Genomic DNA, 19,205 nt, shown 5'->3' on the forward strand with positions numbered 1-19,205 from the left:
CCGTGAAACGCGTCAGCATCACTTATTTTGAGAACACCTCACGCAGTTGCGCGCCAACTTCTGGGTTTATGGCCATAATCGGCTTCCAGCCTTCTTCTACTGACATCGCGATAAAGGCCTCAGCCTCTGTTTCGGGCAACGTCAAGGTGGCAATGCCCTCTTCGGCCTGACGCACGAAATCAGTGGCAGCGAGTTCTACGAAACGCTCAGATTCAGCTTCGGTTTCAAGCATCTGTGCTTCCAGAAATTCACGTTGTTCTGGCGTCAGCTTTTCCCATGTTTTCTCGCTGAAATATACGCCGGTTTCGACCTGATAGAACCCAGGGTCTACGCGGGTCTTTGTTTTCTCTTGCCAACCAAGATCGAACACGCCAGTTGCTGGCCACGCATAGCCATCAATCGTGCCGCGCTCAAGCGCTGTATAGACTTCTCCGGGTGCGGTCTGCATCGGGTTGATGCCAAGACCTGCAAAAAACGCCTGATAGATGGGAACCGAGCGGATTTTCAGGCCCTTAAAGTCAATGCTGTCGTGCTCTTCGGACAAATAGATATGATAGGGGATGTTTTCGGTAAGGCGACCCAGCCAATAAATATTAGCCTTTTCTTTATGAATATTATTCAGCAGTTCATAGCCGCCATTGGCCCGTAGTTCTGACATCGGTAAATCCGTCAGTGTCATCGCCAACCCCTCGGGCACAAGGTTCGCATGATACACTGCGGTCGTGTTGGCCATGTCCACTACGCCATTGCGCAGCGCATTGCCGATCTCAAAAGGCGGCATCGCATCAGGCCCGCCTATGACATCAATCTGTACAATCCCAGCGCCATTTTCATTCACACGATCAGCAAAACGCTGAAAAGGTTCATAAAACACAGTACTGGATTGAAAGGCAGAGATCGCCCTCAAGGTGGTTTCTTCAGCGTGAGCTGCGCAGGTGAATGCGCTCAGGGCAAAGGCTGATGCGAGCGGAAGCAAGCGAAGTGATAGGGTCAATGGAAGTCTCCTGTTGGTGGTTTTTTTATACGCTTATTGTGTGAAAGTGTTGTTTTAGCGGATGAGTGACGGCAGGAATGTCGTGAGATCAGGCCAGAAAATCATCAAAATCAGAACGAAAATTTCGATCGCAATGAACGGAAGCGCCGCCTTGTATATTTGCAAAAGCGGAACAGTTTTGACGGCCCCCTGCATCACCATAAGCAAGATACCAAAAGGCGGTGTCAGCAACCCCAGCTCGATCACGACAAGCATCATCAATCCAAGCCACACAAGGTCAATTCCTGCGCTTTGAGCCAGCGGAATAAACAGGGGCACAGTGATCATCATCATCGAAACCTGATCAATAAAGCAGCCCATCAAAAGCAAGATCAGCAACATCGACAGGATCAATGTCATTGGCGTTGGGTCGACCGCATTCACAAGCGACAGCATGCCTGATGTTGCCCCAGAAAAGGACAGAATTTGCGAAAACGTCGTGGATGCGACGATGATAAACAGGATCGAGACCGATACCTTTGCGGTTTCCATCAAGGATTCTCGTAACTTTGGCCATGTTAGGCTGCGGTAACAGAGTGTCGCAACGAACGCGGCCATTGCGCCGAGCGCAGCGGCCTCAGTTGGCGTCGCAATGCCCGAAAGCATTCCGCCAATGACGGCGACGAAAATACCAAACAGCGGCACCACATCACGAAAGAACGGCACGTAGCGTTCCTTAAATGTGTAAATCTGCGTCTGGTCTTGACGTGGGGCTGCGCTCGGATTGAACACGCCTAGAAGGATCACGTAAATCAGAAATCCTGCGGCCATAAGAAAGCCAGGAACGATGCCGCCGATGAGGAGCTGAGTGATCGAAATACCTGACAATGAGCCAAGCATCACAGCCAAAGTGGAGGGGGGAATCAAAACCGCGATGCCGCCCGTTGCCATTGCTGGGCCAAGCGCCAGCGTCGGAGAATAGCCGCGTTTCATCATGTCTTGTGACAACGTACTGCCGAGCAACGCCGTGTTTGCGATAGAAGACCCCGACAGCGCAGAAAATGCCGTACCGCCAACCACAGTGACGCAAGCCAAACGCGCAGGCAGGCGGTTCAACAGCCGCTCGACAGCCTCAATCGCCTTAAAGGCCAGCCCACAATGAAACAACAATTCCCCCATCAATATGAACAATGGAATCGGGACGAGAGAGAATGAGCTCACGGAACCTGAGGCATTGCGCACCAGTTGGTCCAGCCCCGCTGTGCCGCCTAAAAACAGCCAAGCGCCGATAATGTTTGTGCCCAAAAATGCAATTGCGACGGGCAGACCCGTGGCAAAAAGCCCCGCCAGAACCGCGCCGAGGACCGTCAATGTCAGCCACCAAATCATTGTGCATACCCCTTTACTGTCAGGCGAAATATGAACTCAAGGCAGCACATTCCGAGGCATATCAGTATCGGCAGAAGCAGGTACCATTCAGGAAAAATAAGGTTTTTGAAAACCAATGAGCCAAGCTGCCACGTGTCGAGCGTGACCAAACACGTGCGCCAGAACAAAAGGCCGGTGATAGCCAGACCAGCAACGTTTGCAACGATGGCCAAGCGGGATGCGTTGGTCGGTGAAAGCAGACGCGGCAGAATATCGACCTGCACATGTCCATGCGCATAAAGCAGCCACGGCGCGCCCAAAAACGTGGACAGCATCATGAGATACCCTATGAACTCACTAATCCACGACAGTTGTGCAAGCGCCAGATTTCGGATCAGGACATCTGCGCATACAACAATAGCGATCCCTGCGAACCCCGCTGCAGACGCGGCACCAAAAATGTGCATCGCCCAATTCATAGATTTTTTCACCACCCTCAGCCCTCCAAGCATTTCGCACCATGTTAGTCACGGCAAAATATAATTCAAGCTTAAAGTAAATTTAGGCAAAACTTAACAAACGCATGTCGCCAGCGCTCACAACCTTTGCAACACAGGTAGATAAACTAAGTTAAATCAGGTTGAAATGTGGAAGTTTTTTTAAAAACAACACATCACAAGCCAACACAATAATATTTAACTATAAACTATATAGGCACTTCATTGGCATTTAAATTTCACACCCCAAAAGACCGACCTGACGTCAAAATCTACACGTTGCGCGTGAAACGACATGAAGCGAGTAAAAAAGAAGCTCACACTCTAGGCGCAAATACGGTGATCGCTTCTGATTTAAATTACAGCGAATTTTTTGAATGGGGGGCAATGTTGATGATGGCTGCAAGCAGGACTGCCGTGAGAGGCACACGGCAGGAAGACCAGCAAAAACACCTCAACATATAAACGAACGCAAATGTAACAACGCTGCATTCAGTTAAAAAGTTAGCGTATAACTCCAACGGATTGTTGATTGCAGGAGGCGACGAGATGAATACTTGCGTTTGTATAGGGCCCCTGCCGAGCACACTTCAGCGCTCGACAGGCGTAAACCAACGCTCACCGCGTTCGTTGCACGTTTGATGTCACAACTTCAGTCAACACAGACAGGCGTTGCTCGGCGTTGCCTGTAGATGCGGCCTCAAAGGCTTCAACATCGGCGCGAAAGGCTTCGAAACTTTGCTCAAGGGCCTTGCTGGAAAGGGGTTGGCGTTCGTGTAAATCCACGAAGTTTTCCGCACTGGTTGCCAGCACGTAAAAGGCGGCGGCATGTTCGGGTTCTGACACGGCGCGTTCAAAAGCGACTTTGGCCACGGCCGCATAGGCGTGAATGCCACGGCCTTTTTCTGTCAACAGATCGAGAAGAAAAGTAAACATGAGTGTCTCCTTAGGTTAAAATGTCAGGCTGCGTGCGCCGCCATGATCGGCGGACCAGCCCAAAGGGTCTGTTAGAAACGCAGCGATGGTGTCGCGTTCTTGTTTGGTAAAACGGTTATGAGTAACAGCGACATCCAAAATGTCGGCCCATGTGCAAAGCGCATGCAGGCGTATGCCCGCACGTTTCATCGCCGCGCCTGTTTCGGCGAAAATATCGTATTGGAACAGCATAAACACATCTTCGACGACAAGCCCAGCCGCGCGTAAAGCTTGGCAAAACCGCAACTTAGAAGCCCCGTCCGTGGTCAAATCTTCGACCAGCAACACCCGCTGTCCGGGTTCCCAAACGCCTTCGATATGCGCTTGCGGGCCAAACCCTTGCGCGCGTTTGCGCACATATTGCATTGGCAATCCGGTTTCAAAAGCGATCCATGCGGCAAAGGGAATGCCCGCAGTCTCGGCGCCTGCGATGGCGTCAATCTGATCACGGCCAACATTGGCATCGATCACATCCGTCGCAAACCCCATCAGTTTTTCGCGCACTGCGGGAAAAGAAATCACTTTGCGCACATCGATATAAACCGGACTTGCCACACCTGAAGATAGGATAAAGGGGCGATCCTTGGCCACTTCCACCGCATGCATATCAAGCAAAGCAAGCGCTGTGATTTGGGCGATCTGCTGACGGGTCTGCGCGGTGAGTGACATGGATAAAGGCTCCTTCATGATGCAGCCTCCATATAGGTAGAAAGAATATCAACGCCCACCATAAAATCAGCGATTTCCATCGCCTCATCAGGATTGTGAGACCCGTTGCGGTTGCGCACAAAGATCATGCCCGATGGCACGCCTGCCTGCGCGAAAACCGCCGCATCATGCCCCCCACCAGAGGCCATTTTGAACGCCTCACCGGTGATGGTCTCCATCGCTTGTGCAAGCCCGTCAACCAAAGCTGGATCCATCAAGGCTGGCGCAACGGACACTGGCGCACCAAGTTCAAAGGTCACGCCACGGCTGCGCGCGATGTCATCCATCTCGTCAGTTAAATACTCACGCATCTGACCCAACGTCTCCGCATCTTGGGATCGCACATCAAGGGAAAAACCGATCTCGTCAGGAATACGTGCAATGGCATGACGGCTGGGGTCAGTGCCCACAACGCCTGAGGTCAGCACAAGGTCTTGCCCCGTGTTCAACAAGTGCTGCCAAGTGCCGTCCAAACGATGCATCAATTCGGCAAAAGCCAAAACCGGATCATGACGATAGGCGCGCGGCACCGCACCTGAGTGCCCCGCCTGCCCGATACAATGAATGTCACGGTAGCGGAAATTGCCACGAATACCCGTCACCACGGCGGCGGGCATGTTGCGCTCAACCAAAAGCGGTCCCTGTTCGATGTGCAATTCAAGGTAGGCGTCGATCTGGCTCAGATCACAAATCGGGCGTTGCGCCGCAATAGGAGAAGTGTCGATACCAAGCCCCTCCAAATGCGCATGCAACGCGCGTCCATCGCCTTTATGTGCTGCGTTGAATTCACCCGCAGGCAGGCTACCAGTCAACATTTTTGATCCCAAGTAACAAGCCCCAAACCACGCGCTTTCCTCGCCGCGCATGGCCAAAACCTTGACTGCTTTGGTCAACTGGCGGCGACCACGATGCGCCTCAATGAGCACCAAAAGACCTGCGATCACGCCTGCAAGCCCGTCGTAATTGCCCCCCATAGGCACGCTGTCCACATGACTGCCAATCACCGTGTAATGCTCTGCGCCCTCATGCTCAGGCAAGCAAAACCACAGGTTCTTACCTGCATCCTCTGAGACGCAAAGCCCCGCATCATGGGCACGCGTCGCGAGATAGGCAAGCGTTTCACTTTCCTTGGCGGAAAATGCCGGACGGCTCACCCCCGCCGCATCCTGAGACAGGACGCGAATGTCTTCGAACATCTGCGCGGCCAAGTTCGATGCACTGTCTTTTGAGTGCCCTGTACTGTGATGCATCATTCAAACACCCCTGCGTTCGGGGCCTCAATGGACCCGATGATCTCATCAAGGCTTGCCACGCCCTGCTCTTGCATCCAGCTTTCAAGTTCAGTGATTAAGCGCGCCATCGCGGTGGGCGATTGGAATGTGGCGGTGCCGATCTGTACCGCAGCAGCCCCCGCTATCAGAAATTCAAGCACATCATCGCGTGTAGAAATCCCACCGCAGCCAATAACAGGAATATCCACCGCATTGGCGCATTGATAGGTCATGCGCAGGGCGATGGGTTTGATTGCGGGGCCAGACATGCCCCCCATGACATTGCCAAGGCGCGGGCGGCGGTTTGCGATATCAACTGACATGCCTAGTACCGTGTTGGCGACCACAAGCGCATCTGCACCTGCCGCCTCTGCCGCGCGAGCCACTTCGGCTGGCTCGCCTGTGTTTGGTGTAAGTTTCGCCCAAAGCGGCAGATCCGTTTTTGCCCGTAATCGCGTCACAACTTCATGGGTTGTGTCAGGTCGCATGGCAAAAGCATTGCCGTTGGCTTCGATATTTGGACAGGAAATATTCGCCTCAATCGCGGCCACCCCATCAAGGCTGACCTCTGCACACAGGTGCGCAAATTCATCATAGGAATGCGCCGAAATGGACACGACAAGCGGCGCTTTGAACCCCGCCCAATAGGGCAACATCTCATCGCGGAAATAGTCGATGCCCTTGGACGGAATGCCGATGGCATTCAACATTCCCGATTGCAGATCACACACGCGTGGCGTGGGATTTCCCGCACGGGTGCCGTGCATGATGGTTTTAAGAACATGCGCCCCCAAAACATCAAGATCGAACACATCAGCCAAATCTTCGGAAAAGGTGCCAGAGGCCGGCATAATTGGATTGTCGAGCGTGAGCGCACCAACACGGACTCTCAAATCGGCGTTTTGCATATCTTTCATCACATGGCCTCCGAAATAGGGAACACCGGCCCTTCGCGACAGACACGGCGTTGAATGATCCGATCCCCGACCCGAAAACTGCGCACACAGGCCTGACACATGCCAAGGCCACAGGCCATTTGCTGCTCCATGGCAATCTCACCGGAAATGTCGTGATGCGCGCCAAGCTCTTGCAGCAAGCGCAAAAGCCGCGATGACCCACAGGTGTAAAACGCATCCACTTGGCCGGCCTCAATCCGCGCTTTGATCAACGGACGCAAAGCCTCTGGCGTGGAACTTCCGTCTTGGTCATGCACCACAATAACTTCGGCGCCGTAGCTTTCGAACAAGTCCACAGACATCGCCAATTCAGGACGACGCGCCGAACATATCGCGGTCATTTTGCGACCTTTCTCTTGGGCCATACGCGCCAAGGGAGCGAGGGTCGCAAGCCCCACGCCACGCGCCACCAACATCAGATTTTGCCAGTCGTCGGGCATTGAAAACCCCTGCCCCAACGGTCCAAGAACGTTGAACGCATCGCCCCGATCAAGCGTGGCAAGGCCGCGCGTGCCAGCGCCGGTCACTTTGTAAAGAAACTCCAAACGGCCCGCTGCTTTGTCATAGCCATAGATGCTCATCGGGCGACGCAGAAACGGTTGCTCGCCCAATGGAGCAGGACACAAAAGTTGAAAAAACTGGCCTGGCTGGCAATCGAGGATCTCTGCAGGAGCCTCCAAAGTCAGCAAACGATATTCGCCATTCACAGGCGTATTCGAGACCACGCGACATGTGGCTTCGCAACAGCGTGGCCGCAGCCCCTGCGGTACAGGGACAGTCATAACAGTTGGGAGATGAGTCATAAGTCTGCCTTCGATCAGCCGTAGATCAGCTTGGGAATAAAGAGAGATATTTGCGGAATATATGTCACCAGCAAAAGCACGATGAGGTTCACCAACACGAATGGCCACACCCCGCGGATGATGTCCTCAACAGGCTTGTTAAGCGTCGAGGAGGCCACGAAAATATCAAGCCCAAAGGGCGGCGTGATCATGCCAAGGCTGACATTGAGCGTCACCAGCATTCCGAAATGGACCGGATCGATGCCAAAGCTCATCGCCACCGGATAGAGCGGCGGAACCAGAACCAAAAGCGTCGAGTTGGGATCAATAAACATGCCAGCGATAAAGAACAGAATGTTCACAACAATCAAAAAGGTGATTTTTCCTGCGCCTGAGGCGTCCAAAAAGGCGATGATTTCGTTGGGTACTTGCGCAAGTGTCACAAAATACGCGATAAGCCCCCCCATCGCCAAAAGCACAAAGATGATCGCAGTGTTCACTGCGCTGTCTTCGGTGATCTTGGCCAGACCTTTCAGGTCCAATGCGCGAAACACAAACATCTCGACTAAGATCGCGTAGACCACGCTGACAGCAGCAGCCTCGGTCGGCGTGATAATCCCGGAATAGATCCCGCCTAGAATGATCACTGGCATGCCAAGCGCCCATTTGGCGTTCCAAATCTCGCGCAGCCGATCCATCCAAGGCATCCGCGGATCATGCGCCACGCCATCGCGCGCGGCCTGAATGCGCACATAGACAGAAAACGCGATCCCAAGCAGCAGACCGACGGCAAGCCCGCCCGCAAAAAGCTTGGCAATCGAAGTCCCAGTGATCCAGCCATACACAATCAATGTGATCGAGGGCGGGATCAACAGCGCGGTTTCGGCCGAAGACACCAAAAGCCCAAGGCTAAAACGGTCCGAATAACCCGCTTTGCGCAACTCAGGATAAACCATACGCCCCATAGCGGCCACAGTCGCGGGGGCAGAACCAGACACAGCGCCAAAGGCCATGCTACCGCCAACCACAACGTGACCCATGCCACCTTTTGTGTGGCCGACCAATGCCTTAACCACGCCGATCAATTGACGTGCGATTTGGCCGGAGCCCATCAAATTGGCGGCAAAAATAAAGAACGGGATCGCCAAAAGCGTCGAATGGTCAATGCCACCCACAATCTTTTGTACCACAGCGGCGTCCGGCAAACGGGGATAGAATGCTTCTTTGTAAGCCAGCGCAGGAAGCCCCAGCACCAACAGCATTTCAAAGCCCGCGACCAGCAAAACGACAGCGAAAAGAAGGATAAGTGCAAGGATCATTCTGCGACCTCCTGATAGCGATCAATGACGCCAAAAAGGCTCAACCCATAGCGCAGCCCCAACAGCAAAAAGCCCAGAACGGGTGCGAGATAGATGTAGCCCATAGGCACTCCAAGGGTCGGAGATTTCTGACCTGTTTTCAGCACGAATTGCACCAAATCAAGCGCCAGCCACGCCACATAAAGGCACATGGCCATCCCTATGAGGTCGACAATTTTCAACACCACAGTCAGCAACGGCGCGGGCAGTTTCGCACGCATATTGGTGATGCCCACATGTTTGCCACGTTCAAGGGCAAGGCCCAGTGCCAAGAACACCAAGAACAGATTCATCATCCGCACGGCCTCTTCGATCCACGCAAAGCGGCTGGCAAATGTGCCGCCGATTTCACGGGTCACGACAGAGCCAGTGTAAAGACACACCATGATCAGAAAAAGGGCGATGAGAACGGTTCTTTCGACCGTTCGGAGCGCTGTAAGTGCTTTCATAGGATGGGCTTTCGATCACCTGAAAAAAGGGACTCCGCAGTCAGGCTATGCCGTAACCGCGGAGCAAAGAGACCCGAATGGGCCAGATCTCAAAGTGTTGTTAAAGTGCGCCGTATGCTTCGGTGTAGATATCAAGCAAGGCCTGACCTGTTTCACCGGTCTTGCTGACATAGGCATCCGAGGCCGGTCCAAACATCACACCACGCAAGGCGGCGCGCTCTTCTTCGTCTGCGATCCGCACATTCGCGCCCGACTCTTTGATGGTCTCAAGAGCGGCGTCAACGGCGGCTGCTTTATGCGCAGTCAAATCAGGGATCACCTCAGAAAAAGCATCTTTGATGATGGCCTGATAGTCTGCTGGCAGGCTTTCCCAGAACATCGGGCTGAACAGGATCACATCTTCCATCGCACCGTGATCTGACACGACCACATTCTTTTGAACCTCGTAGAACTTCATCGCCTTGATGGTATCGAGCGGGTTTTCTTCGCCATCCACAACACCGGTTTGCAGCGATGTGTAAAGCTCACCGAACGGCAATGCGATCGCCGAAGCCCCCAGTGCGTTGAACTGTTCGATCAAGATCGAGCTGTCCATCACACGGAATTTTTGCCCCGCAAAATCCGCAAGTGTGTCGAGCGGCTCATTTGAGGTGAATTGCTTTTTACCGTTGGGCCACAGATCAAGCGCCACCATGCCTTTGTCGGAAAAACTATCCAGCAAGGCCTCGCCGAATGGACCATCGCGCAGCGCGGCTGCTTCATCTGCATCTTCGGGGATCAAGTAAGGAATATCGAGAATGGAAACGAGCGGGTTGAAACCACCCAAAAATGCAGCTGGCGCAACAGTGGCCTCAAGCGTGCCAAGTTGAACACCTTCGTTCATCTGGCGCTGATTGCCCATTTGACCTTGGGGGAAAAGTTGAAATTCCACATCGCCGTCTGTACGCTCGGCCACAAGATCAGCGACTTTTTCAAGAAAGACGTGGCGGCTTTGCTGTGTGCTTTCAAGATGGCCAATACGCGCCACATAGTCCTGCGCCAAAGTCGGCATAGCGACAGTCAGACCTGCCAAAAGGGCAGCAGAGAAAATAGATTTAGATTGAGGCATGAAGCACTCCCCGTTGTTAAGTTTCTTTATAGAACACATAAACCCCTGAAACGCGGTGTGAGGTCAATATGGAAAGTCTAAAAAATGAGACGAATCATAAAATCACTCAAATATCGACCTAAACTGATCAATATTTAGGCAACACCAGCCTCTCAAATCCCCTCGCGCGCGATCAATTCCTCGATATAGTCAGCCGCCTCATGTCCCTTCAGGGATGTCGACCAAAGCCGATTGGCGATCTCCTCATGTAGATCAAGCGCTTCGGGCGCAGATGTGATAAGACCAACGCCAACACGTGTATTTGGATTGTGCCCAAGACGGAACGGGCTGATCGTCAAAACTGAACGCCCGCCCTGCCGGACAATTTGAAAGGACGTTGACGGGATCGGCTCACGCGCCACGCCGATTTGCACACCAATGTCGGGCACGCGCAACATTTCAACGATATGGCGCACCTCAAACAGAGCCATTTTCCGACGTTGAGCACGGACCTCATCGGACAGCTCCGCAGCGCCTTCCAGCCCTTCTTTGAGGAACTTACGGATATCCGCATCCGAGATAATCGAAGCCAAAAGCGGGCGCCTTTGAGTGAAACGCGCCTTTCTTTGCTTTAATATACTCAAAATAGCGTCAACATCCTGACCTTCAGACCCTTGAACAGATTCACACAGGACATCTTTCAAAATGGCATCATATTGCTCAGTCGTCACCAGATAGGAAATCGGGCTGAACAGGCCGATAATCTGATCGCAATCCTCTTCGACCTGACGCATGCGCTCAAAAAAACCCACAGCGTTGTCGACATATTCAATCCCAACCCCCAACAGGCTTGGAAGTGAGACATGAAGTTCATTGGCGATGGCCGAAAGCATGTCGATTTTGGCAATCTCGCCCTTTTCCGCACGGTAGAGCGCAGCACGTGAGATATTCAACCTCACAGCAAGTTCCTCAGGCGCAAGACCTCGGCCAAGACGATGCGCCTTAAGGCGCGCGCCGATATCTTTGAAATTGAGTTGTGTCTCGTCCACTGTGTGCCTGCCTGAACATTGCCTTGCTGCAAAATCCGCACAAAGAAATGGCGGCCCGCTAGGTCGTATCAAAATTGAGATAATCACGTTTCCATATGGATCGCAAGTCTGATCTGTTAGCACCTGTGACACCCGCATCATCCATGCGGTCAACCAACAAAATCGCTCTCGCAGCAGCGCGAAACAAGGCACCGAAGCGACAATACATAACCGTCAAATAAGCGAAGACCCTACAAAAAAACGCCCTGCACTTGTAAGACGTGCAGAGCGTTGTTTTTCAGTCTTCTAGAACCAATGTGAGCCCTATGTTTTTTCCAAATCATGAGAGGCGCGAATTTTCGACATGATGTAATCACCAGCGGACACTGAATCGTATTTTGCAGGCACATCGTCGGACACACAGCTTGGCAAAGCTGATACGTTTGTATCACCTGCAGGCCCCGTAAAGGCGACCATCGACAGACGCCGCGTAGACCCCGTCAAGTCCCGCCGAGGGTTGGACACGCGGTGCAAGGTGGAGCGCCAGCGATCGTTCGTCCAACGCGACAACAGATCGCCAACGTTGATGACAAAAGTATCTGGAATGACCTTGGCTTCATGCCATTCGCCATCAAGTCCCATCACCTCAAGCCCGCCAGGGGCTGCATCTTGGCGCAAAATGGTGATCGCACCGTAGTCATGATGCTCGCCGTAACGCAGCTGACCGGGCAACGGGTCTGTGTCTTGGTCAGGATAATTCACAAACCGCAAGGTCAATGATGGATCGGCATACATCGGCGCAAAGTAATCCTCTGGCAAATCAAGCGCCAAAGCCGACATCCGCATCAAAGCGTCGTTCAACTTCAGAATGGCCGTTGTGTACTCTGTCACCAGCCCCGCGAATTCCTTGGGCGTGTCGGGGTAATAGTTGGCCTTATGCCCCTCTTCGCCCTCATGATGTGGCGCGCCAAACACCAATGCCTCGCACAGATCAGGCGGCGTTTCCCCTTTCAGGGTTTTGGCAACGCTTTCCATCCCCATCGGCAAATAGCCACGGCTTTTGGCGGCCTCGGGCGGGGAATAGGCCATTTTGGCATCGAACGGCGTCTCAAAAAACGCGGTTGCAGCCGCGTAAAGCCCACCTGTTAGATTCTCTGGCACGCCATGCCCCTTAATGACAGCAAAGCCGACGCTTTCAAAAGCCTCTGCAAAGGCGCGCGCAACCTTTGCTTTGCCCTCAGGCGTCCCTTTCAGAAAAGGCGCTATATCGACGATAGGAAGTGTGAACTCGGCCATATCGGTCTCCATTCTAAAGATAAATTGTCTGGTGTCGTTCCCCTTATGAGCTTTAGCCTATGGTGAGCACGCCCAATTGGTCGTAAACGCTCATGCCGTCCCACATGGATGTGCATTCCACGATAAGGTCGTTTTCGATGCGCAGAATATCCATACCCGCCATAGTGATACGCTTATTGGTTGCGGCAACATCGCCATAAGGTCCGAAGTGGTAGCCAGACGTTTGCCAATGCAACACCACTTTGTCATCTTCTGCGATCAGCGCCAGAATTTCGGTTTTAACATCATTGAACGCGCCCCAATAACGGGTCACATCGTCGTGGATGGCATCAATCGCGCTACTGTCAAAATCGGTGATCTCAACCTTGGCTTCTGGGCTCCAGTAACGATCGATAGAGGTCTTATCGCCTTTTTCCCACAGCTCGGTGTGATACGCGCGCACAAGGGCTTTGTTGCTGTCAGTTGTCATATTGGTCGTCCTTATTTTACGTCAGCGGCAGCTGCTGCAGCCGATTCCGCTTTGAGTTTCTGTGCTTTCATGAACTTGCTGTCTTCGATCCGCGCGCGGCGGATCGTTGTGGGAATGGGCTTCGCCATAATGCGTTTCCATTCTTGCATGTAATGACGAATAGGCGCTTCTGAAGCGAGGTCCCCTGTAGCCAATCCATATTCGTCGACCACATCGCCCGCATCATCGCCGCGACTGACATCCACCCATTCTTCCTCGATGGTTTGCAAGCCTTCTTGGACCCGCTCGAACATTTCGAAATCATCGGGAATACCGAAAGACATAAAGTCTTCGTCGACGCGCATACGCATCAGATTCACTTCCTCAGGCGTCTCATCCGCCATCACGAGATAGTAATTCATCAAGGTTTCATCGGCAGAAATCGGTTCAGGCACAACGATCTGGTTGCCCACAAAAATCAAGTTCGGGAAGATGTTAAGATTGACCATATTACCGGTCATCAGATCCCATGTTTCACGCGGAATATCCCCGCCACGCTCTTTCAAAGAGGCCTCAAGATCCTCACGCGTTGGCAGTGGTCGCATGGTGGACCATGGACCATCAGGAATGCCGGGGCGTTGATCGACAACACAATGCCCGTGGCCAAGGGTATAGCCCACCATAGGCGACACGGCGGGATTGCGCGACAAGATCGTATCGGTTTCCGCCTCTTTACCCAGCAGGTTATAGGACCGGTGCGCGAACGTGGCATGAATACCGTCTGCCGCATTGTCCCACGCCATTTTCCAATTGGCCTTATAGCTTTGTTTGATCGGTGCTTTCAAAACACGAATACTGGCCCCAGGGTGACGGTCAATATGCTCATCCAACCACAGCTTTGCTGGTCCAAGCCAGTCATCAAGCGACATAGGGTCTGCCGCCAACGTGCCAAAGACAAACCCGCGATGCGAGACAACTTTGATCTGCCCCAAGTCGAAAGGCCGCTCGTATAGTTTGCTGTAGCTATCCGCCACGGGCAGGCTTTGCAGATGGCCATCAAGATCGAATGCCCAACCATGATAGGGGCAGGTAAAACGCTTGGCGCAGCCTTCTTCTTCACCCACCAATGTGGTGCCGCGATGGCTGCACCGGTTCAGCAAACCGCGAATTTCGCCTTTGCGGGTGCGCACCAAAATGATCTGACGTTTGCCCAATCGTTTGCGCACAAAATCGCCAGCCTCGGGCACTTCGGATTCATGGCCGATAAAACACCACGTCGCCCCAAAAATACGATCCATTTCGATGTTGAACAAATCAGGGTCCGTATAAACGCGGCGATGCACCACATCTTTGCGGATCAGATGCTCAACCTCGTCAGTTAAATCAGGCCCGCGTGCGACCACTGCGTCAGGGCGCAAGCTGTCGGAAATATCGCGTTCAAGATTGGTTTCAGGGTCATTTTTATTCATATTTTCACCCATAGTGTGTCTCCCGTTTCTCAGTCATCAAAGGATCCAGCCCAGATGGGGCATTCCTGCGGAAATGGCGGGGCAAAGCATGATTTTGCGCACGATCTGCCACCCATCATCTGTACGGCGCAGACGGTGAATTTGCCGCCCCGCCAAAACCGTGACCTTGCCGGTGCGCTCATGGGTGATGGTGATCGCACTGGTGGCGATGACATCGGTGGAACTCTGTGGCAAAGGCCATGCCTCAACCCCGCCAATCATGCGCACGATTTGGGCATAGGGCACCAACGCCCAAGCCGATGTATCATGCATACGCCACACCCGTTCGCGCAGACGGCGGTGGTCATCCATGATAAGTCCTTGATCACGAGCAGGATGGTGGCTTTGATGCAAAGGCATCCAAAACGCCGCATCCTCGGCCCATAGATCATACCAAGTATCAAATTGACGGCGGTCCAGCAGACGCGCCTCGCCAATCAAAGTCGCAGCGACCTCAGCCGCCAATGCGCCATCAAACACGACAGGTGCGGTGTCAAGAAATGCCACATCCGCGACAAGGCTTTCATACAGCGCAAGCGTCTTGGAAAGGCCGAAAGGTTGGTCAGTCATTATATCACCTGTTCAGGGGCAAAGTGGGAAAGAACGCGCCGTTCAAGCATCGCGACCAGCGCGTAACCTGCAACGGAAACGAGTGTCAGAATGGTCACGCAGCTCCACAACATGTTGTAATTGCTGGTCGAACTGGTCAGCGCCATAAGGTTGCCAATGCCCGTTCCTGTCGCGAGCCATTCCGCAACAGTCGCCGCCAAAACGGCCATAGGCACAGCCATGCGCGCGGCCGCAAACAAAGACGGCAACATCGCAGGCACCCGTGCCAAAAACAGCTGTGTCAAAGGTGGCGCTTGATAACTATCAAAGTAATCGATCACCTGACCGGGCGTTTGACGCAATCCATGCAGACAGGACACAAGTGTGGGGAAAAAGATCATGATCGCCACGATCCCCAGCATCCCCAACTGCCCACGTCCCAAAACCAGCACCAACAATGGCGCAGTCGCCACAATCGGAATGGACCGCAAAGCAATCGCCACAGGGGATGCGATTTTCTCTACCGCTGGCAACATACAGAAAACTGCGGCCAAAACTGCGCCGAGGCCAAGACCTGCCAGATAGCCCAAAACGGTGGTGCCCATCGTTTCACGTAAAGCCGCGAACAATTCGCTTCGATGAGCCGCAGCCTGTGATCCCGCCACCAAATAGGCCCAGACATCACCGGGTCGTTTGGCAAAAAAGCGCGACAACTCAAGCCCATCCATGAAAACCTGCCACAACAGCAAGATCACAACGCAAGACAAAATCGGCGCGGCGACAGCCATGAACAGTTTTTTCCACAGCACCTTTGGCGCTTTAGACGCGGGCGAGACCAAAAGCGATGGCGGCGCACCAATAGACAACAGCTGCCCTGCCCAACCGACCAAAGCATATCCGATAATCGCCACAGCAGAGGCAATCGTGGCCAAAGCCCAAGTGCCATCCACATCAAGACTGCGCATGGCTTGGATGCTCAAAACACCAATACCGCGATCTGCACCGGTAAATTCACCGACAATCGCGCCCAAAAACGCTGCAGGGGCTGCAATTTTCAAACTGGCGATCAGATAGGGCAGACAGGCACGCGCGCGTACCACGGTCATCGCCGTCAGACGACCACGACCATAACTGGCAATCAAATCCAACCAGCTTGGCGGCACCGCACGCAGCCCCACCACCAATGGCACAAATGTGGTGTAATAGACTGATAAAGCGGCCAATGTGATCTGAGGCCCCCATCCGGGACCATAAATCACCCGCAAAATCGGCCCTGTCGCAACAAGTGGCAAACAGAAGACGACCAAAGCAATCGCTTGCGCCAAGCGCTCGATGGGTGGAATGGTCACGACCAGAACGGCCAAAACAATCGCCGCGAGGTTGCCAAGCACAAATCCCAGTAAGGCTTCGGAAACGGTCGCCCCCAAAGCGCGGGTATAAAGCGGCAGGTCTTCGATGATGCGCATGACAATCGCCGTGGGCGGCGAAAGAATATAGAGTTGGCCAAAGGCAAAGCGGGCCAAGAGTTCCCAAGCAATCAACAGACTGGCAAATCCTGCATAGGTCCGCATTTGCTCGGTCAACAAAACCTGTTGCCGTATCATGCCTGCGCCTCCAGACGTGAGTCGTCATCTTCGGGTTCATCTACGATTCCCAACGCAGCATTTATCTGCGTTACAAGCTCAAGAAACTTTGGACTTGTCAGATGCGAGGCCCGCCGCGGGCGTTCAATATCAATCGCAATATCGGCACTCACGCGTGCAGGCCGGTGGCTCATCACGATCACGCGGTCCGACAGTAAAACGGCCTCTGTCACGGAATGGGTCACAAGCAAAGTGGTCGTGCCCTGCCCTTCCCAAACGCGTGGTAATTCAAGATTCAATCGGCGACGGGTCATTTCATCAACAGCGCCAAAAGGTTCATCCAGAAGCAAAAGGCGTGCATCCGTCGCCAAACAGCGCGCGATGGCACAGCGCTGACGCATCCCGCCCGACAATTCGGCGGGCCGTTTGTTTTCAAACCCGTCTAGTCCGACAAGCGATAAAAGACGCTGTACTTTTTCAGGATCTTTGGGCAACCCCGCCAAACGACGGGCCAGCGCGACATTGGACGCCGCCGTGCGCCACGGCAACAATGACGGGTCTTGAAACGCAACGGACAAACGTCCCTTGCGTGCAACAAGATGAGGTTCTTCGCCACCGATACGGATGGCGCCAGATGTGGGTGTTTCCAACCCCGCAACCATACGCAACAGTGTTGATTTTCCACAGCCCGAAGGCCCGACAAGCGCAGTGGTCGTCCCCGGTTCAAGAGTAAGTTCTACATCACTTACAGCCTGAACAGACGCGTCACCATATCCAAAGACTTTATTAACAGCCCATGCTTCAACTTTGGGCGGCCCTATCTCAGATACGGGCGTTTGATCAATGCGCTTATCGGTCATCAGTTTACCCGTAGATTTCTTCGAGAATGGAACGATCCCAAAGATCGGCAGAGACCTCTCGGCCAAGCAGCCCCAAAGTGGCGATATTGTCGGCAACTGTTTCGTCCGTGAACCAACCGAAACCGAATTCTTCGGTGAGCGGAGACACCATCAAATCGACCTGTTTTGCGGCCTGAACTTTTTGTGTTTCCAGATCGAGTCCCAAATCGGGGAATTTGGCCACAACAAGATCGGCTGCGGCCTCTGTATCCGCGAAATATGCATTCCAACCCGCGATCTCGCCCGCCATAAGCGCCACGATTTCATCACGTTGGTTTGCAAGTGCATCTTCGGTGACAATATAAGTTTGGCTATGCACCGCATAACCGTGATCCGCCAAGAGCATAGTAACATTGTCAACGCCCGCCATTGTCATCGCAATCGGCAAATCTGTCAGCCAGCACAGCAAACAATCGACTTGTCCGCTGACCAGAGGTGCAGGGTCGTATTGCGTTGGCACGATTTCAATTTCATTGATATCGACATCGTTCAGCGCACATAGCGCTGCCAGAATTGGCGTGTTCGCAACAGCCATACCAATCTTTTTACCAACCAGATCAGCAGGCGAATTGACTGGATTTCCAGGCAAAGACGCGATTGCGAAAGGATTTTTTTGCATAGCAACGGCGATAATTTTAAAGGTCGCCCCCTCAGCCACAGCAGCCGAAGCGTAATCTGCCGCAGTGATCCCCAACAAAGAAGTCCCAGCCATAACAGAAGGTTCAACCGGCGCATTAGGTCCACCAGACAACAGACTGACATCCAATCCTTTTTCTGCCCAAACACCAATTTCTTCTGCAAGGTAAGACCCGCCGAACTGAACAGACGGCAGCCAAGACAATTGGAAATTAACGGCTGAGTTTGTTTGTGCCGATGCAAAACGCGCAGGCGCAACCAATGACGCGGCACCACCAGCCAAAAGGCCCAAGGTCGCACGGCGTGTAATAGGTGGGAACTTCATTTGAATTTTCCTTCCTGTTGGCCGGCAGCAGTTAGGATCTGTCGCGCCGGCGAGTTTATGTCACAATCGATATATACGGAGCGGCACAGTTGGCGTTTCAACCTAAGAACCTCTGCCTGCTTACCGCCATCCTTGCGATCGGTGTAAAATTGATATGAGGCAAGAAAACAAAACGACAGCACCATTTTACGGACAGAGCGCTCGCAAAAAGAGAACGGTGCACAAAATTTAAACATCATACGCGTCAACGCATATTTACGCGACACCTCCTGTCTCGTCGCGCGTCATTCGCCCACCTCCGACTGGATGAAAAACCTAAAAGACAAGCAAAAATCCATCAAATCGAAGGTTTTTCACTCAAAATACAATGTAAATGTACATATTTTAGGCAACATATGGGCGACACTGAACCAAGGCACATCAGGCATATCGATCAATACATACTCAATATATGCTCTCTTCTATAATAAGCTCAGCCATAGCGCTCAAACGACGAGCAATATAGCGTT

At 53.0% G+C, this 19,205-nt stretch carries 20 protein-coding genes; 1 reads left to right on the forward strand and 19 read right to left on the reverse strand.

What is annotated here, in order from left to right; all coding sequences use genetic code 11:
* Window positions 1-22: 22 nt before the first annotated feature.
* Genes dctP through KO503_RS09620 form a run of 3 tightly spaced genes read right to left on the reverse strand, consistent with a single transcriptional unit; the run spans window position 23 to window position 2,832 of the window.
* The gene (gene dctP / locus KO503_RS09610; protein ID WP_215991340.1) at window positions 23-994 is read right to left on the reverse strand and encodes a TRAP transporter substrate-binding protein DctP; all 972 of its coding nucleotides are present in this window, start codon (window positions 992-994) and stop codon (window positions 23-25) included.
* A 54-nt stretch (window positions 995-1,048) separates the two neighbouring features.
* On the reverse strand, window positions 1,049-2,362 hold the full coding sequence (locus tag KO503_RS09615) for a TRAP transporter large permease (RefSeq protein WP_215991341.1): 1,314 nt from the start codon (window positions 2,360-2,362) through the stop codon (window positions 1,049-1,051).
* Window positions 2,359-2,832 (reverse strand): TRAP transporter small permease, encoded by a 474-nt coding sequence (locus KO503_RS09620; RefSeq protein ID WP_215991342.1) that lies wholly within the window; start codon window positions 2,830-2,832, stop codon window positions 2,359-2,361. Before KO503_RS09620 ends, KO503_RS09615 begins: the two co-directional genes overlap by 4 nt.
* A gap of 231 nt (window positions 2,833-3,063) precedes the next feature.
* On the opposite strand from KO503_RS09620, the gene KO503_RS09625 reads away from it, so the two are divergent.
* Window positions 3,064-3,303: a heavy metal-binding domain-containing protein gene (locus KO503_RS09625; RefSeq protein WP_215991343.1), complete on the forward strand. Its 240-nt coding sequence runs from the start codon at window positions 3,064-3,066 to the stop codon at window positions 3,301-3,303.
* Between the two features lie 153 nt (window positions 3,304-3,456).
* Here the strand turns inward: KO503_RS09625 and KO503_RS09630 are convergent, their stop codons facing one another.
* The 16 genes from KO503_RS09630 to KO503_RS09705 all read right to left on the reverse strand — a co-directional run bounded on the left by KO503_RS09630 (window position 3,457) and on the right by KO503_RS09705 (window position 18,696).
* A complete protein-coding gene (locus KO503_RS09630) occupies window positions 3,457-3,774 on the reverse strand; it encodes a hypothetical protein (protein WP_215991344.1) in 318 nt (105 codons plus the stop codon).
* Between the two features lie 15 nt (window positions 3,775-3,789).
* Window positions 3,790-4,482 carry an orotate phosphoribosyltransferase gene (locus KO503_RS09635; protein WP_215991345.1) on the reverse strand — a complete coding sequence of 231 codons (693 nt, stop codon included), beginning with the start codon at window positions 4,480-4,482 and terminating at the stop codon, window positions 3,790-3,792.
* 14 nt (window positions 4,483-4,496) lie between these two features.
* Complete coding sequence (locus tag KO503_RS09640; RefSeq protein ID WP_215991346.1) at window positions 4,497-5,774, reverse strand: Zn-dependent hydrolase; 1,278 nt, start codon at window positions 5,772-5,774, stop codon at window positions 4,497-4,499.
* The gene (locus KO503_RS09645) at window positions 5,771-6,709 is read right to left on the reverse strand and encodes a dihydroorotate dehydrogenase (protein WP_215991347.1); all 939 of its coding nucleotides are present in this window, start codon (window positions 6,707-6,709) and stop codon (window positions 5,771-5,773) included. Before KO503_RS09645 ends, KO503_RS09640 begins: the two co-directional genes overlap by 4 nt.
* Window positions 6,709-7,551 (reverse strand): dihydroorotate dehydrogenase electron transfer subunit, encoded by an 843-nt coding sequence (locus KO503_RS09650; RefSeq protein ID WP_215991348.1) that lies wholly within the window; start codon window positions 7,549-7,551, stop codon window positions 6,709-6,711. The genes KO503_RS09645 and KO503_RS09650 overlap by 1 nt, the downstream gene beginning before the upstream one ends.
* Window positions 7,552-7,565: 14 nt before the next feature.
* Window positions 7,566-8,849, reverse strand: coding sequence for a TRAP transporter large permease (locus KO503_RS09655; protein WP_215991349.1), 1,284 nt, complete (start codon window positions 8,847-8,849; stop codon window positions 7,566-7,568).
* Window positions 8,846-9,337, reverse strand: a complete 492-nt coding sequence (locus KO503_RS09660) for a TRAP transporter small permease (protein ID WP_215991350.1) — start codon at window positions 9,335-9,337, stop codon at window positions 8,846-8,848. Before KO503_RS09660 ends, KO503_RS09655 begins: the two co-directional genes overlap by 4 nt.
* Before the next feature lie 100 nt (window positions 9,338-9,437).
* Window positions 9,438-10,445 carry a TRAP transporter substrate-binding protein gene (locus KO503_RS09665; protein ID WP_215991351.1) on the reverse strand — a complete coding sequence of 336 codons (1,008 nt, stop codon included), beginning with the start codon at window positions 10,443-10,445 and terminating at the stop codon, window positions 9,438-9,440.
* Window positions 10,446-10,597: 152 nt separating this feature from the next.
* Window positions 10,598-11,473: a helix-turn-helix domain-containing protein gene (locus KO503_RS09670; RefSeq protein WP_215991352.1), complete on the reverse strand. Its 876-nt coding sequence runs from the start codon at window positions 11,471-11,473 to the stop codon at window positions 10,598-10,600.
* 303 nt (window positions 11,474-11,776) lie between these two features.
* Window positions 11,777-12,748, reverse strand: coding sequence for an isopenicillin N synthase family dioxygenase (locus KO503_RS09675; protein WP_215991353.1), 972 nt, complete (start codon window positions 12,746-12,748; stop codon window positions 11,777-11,779).
* Window positions 12,749-12,800: 52 nt separating this feature from the next.
* Window positions 12,801-13,217 carry an ester cyclase gene (locus KO503_RS09680; RefSeq protein WP_215991354.1) on the reverse strand — a complete coding sequence of 139 codons (417 nt, stop codon included), beginning with the start codon at window positions 13,215-13,217 and terminating at the stop codon, window positions 12,801-12,803.
* 11 nt (window positions 13,218-13,228) lie between these two features.
* The gene (locus KO503_RS09685; protein WP_215991355.1) at window positions 13,229-14,665 is read right to left on the reverse strand and encodes an aromatic ring-hydroxylating oxygenase subunit alpha; all 1,437 of its coding nucleotides are present in this window, start codon (window positions 14,663-14,665) and stop codon (window positions 13,229-13,231) included.
* Window positions 14,666-14,701: 36 nt separating this feature from the next.
* Window positions 14,702-15,274 (reverse strand): aromatic-ring-hydroxylating dioxygenase subunit beta, encoded by a 573-nt coding sequence (locus KO503_RS09690; protein ID WP_215991356.1) that lies wholly within the window; start codon window positions 15,272-15,274, stop codon window positions 14,702-14,704.
* Entirely contained in the window at window positions 15,274-16,857 is a 1,584-nt protein-coding gene (locus KO503_RS09695; RefSeq protein ID WP_252731024.1) for an ABC transporter permease, read from the reverse strand. Before KO503_RS09695 ends, KO503_RS09690 begins: the two co-directional genes overlap by 1 nt.
* Complete coding sequence (locus KO503_RS09700) at window positions 16,854-17,696, reverse strand: ABC transporter ATP-binding protein (protein ID WP_215991357.1); 843 nt, start codon at window positions 17,694-17,696, stop codon at window positions 16,854-16,856. The genes KO503_RS09695 and KO503_RS09700 overlap by 4 nt, the downstream gene beginning before the upstream one ends.
* Before the next feature lie 4 nt (window positions 17,697-17,700).
* On the reverse strand, window positions 17,701-18,696 hold the full coding sequence (locus KO503_RS09705; protein WP_215991358.1) for an ABC transporter substrate-binding protein: 996 nt from the start codon (window positions 18,694-18,696) through the stop codon (window positions 17,701-17,703).
* Window positions 18,697-19,205 lie beyond the last annotated feature (509 nt).

This window comes from Pacificibacter marinus, from assembly GCF_018860505.1.
In the GTDB taxonomy this organism is placed as follows: Bacteria; Pseudomonadota; Alphaproteobacteria; order Rhodobacterales; family Rhodobacteraceae; genus Celeribacter; species Celeribacter marinus_B.

Coding starts and splice junctions, on each gene's coding strand:
- KO503_RS09690 (WP_215991356.1), bottom strand. CDS start 15,274: ATGACTGACCAACCTTTCGGCCTTTCCAAGACGCTTGCGCTGTATGAA.
- KO503_RS09700 (WP_215991357.1), bottom strand. CDS start 17,696: ATGACCGATAAGCGCATTGATCAAACGCCCGTATCTGAGATAGGGCCG.
- KO503_RS09705 (WP_215991358.1), bottom strand. CDS start 18,696: ATGAAGTTCCCACCTATTACACGCCGTGCGACCTTGGGCCTTTTGGCT.
- KO503_RS09675 (WP_215991353.1), bottom strand. CDS start 12,748: ATGGCCGAGTTCACACTTCCTATCGTCGATATAGCGCCTTTTCTGAAA.
- KO503_RS09630 (WP_215991344.1), bottom strand. CDS start 3,774: ATGTTTACTTTTCTTCTCGATCTGTTGACAGAAAAAGGCCGTGGCATT.
- KO503_RS09685 (WP_215991355.1), bottom strand. CDS start 14,665: ATGAATAAAAATGACCCTGAAACCAATCTTGAACGCGATATTTCCGAC.
- KO503_RS09640 (WP_215991346.1), bottom strand. CDS start 5,774: ATGATGCATCACAGTACAGGGCACTCAAAAGACAGTGCATCGAACTTG.
- KO503_RS09615 (WP_215991341.1), bottom strand. CDS start 2,362: ATGATTTGGTGGCTGACATTGACGGTCCTCGGCGCGGTTCTGGCGGGG.
- KO503_RS09660 (WP_215991350.1), bottom strand. CDS start 9,337: ATGAAAGCACTTACAGCGCTCCGAACGGTCGAAAGAACCGTTCTCATC.
- KO503_RS09680 (WP_215991354.1), bottom strand. CDS start 13,217: ATGACAACTGACAGCAACAAAGCCCTTGTGCGCGCGTATCACACCGAG.
- KO503_RS09650 (WP_215991348.1), bottom strand. CDS start 7,551: ATGACTCATCTCCCAACTGTTATGACTGTCCCTGTACCGCAGGGGCTG.
- KO503_RS09655 (WP_215991349.1), bottom strand. CDS start 8,849: ATGATCCTTGCACTTATCCTTCTTTTCGCTGTCGTTTTGCTGGTCGCG.
- KO503_RS09635 (WP_215991345.1), bottom strand. CDS start 4,482: ATGTCACTCACCGCGCAGACCCGTCAGCAGATCGCCCAAATCACAGCG.
- KO503_RS09665 (WP_215991351.1), bottom strand. CDS start 10,445: ATGCCTCAATCTAAATCTATTTTCTCTGCTGCCCTTTTGGCAGGTCTG.
- KO503_RS09645 (WP_215991347.1), bottom strand. CDS start 6,709: ATGAAAGATATGCAAAACGCCGATTTGAGAGTCCGTGTTGGTGCGCTC.
- KO503_RS09695 (WP_252731024.1), bottom strand. CDS start 16,857: ATGATACGGCAACAGGTTTTGTTGACCGAGCAAATGCGGACCTATGCA.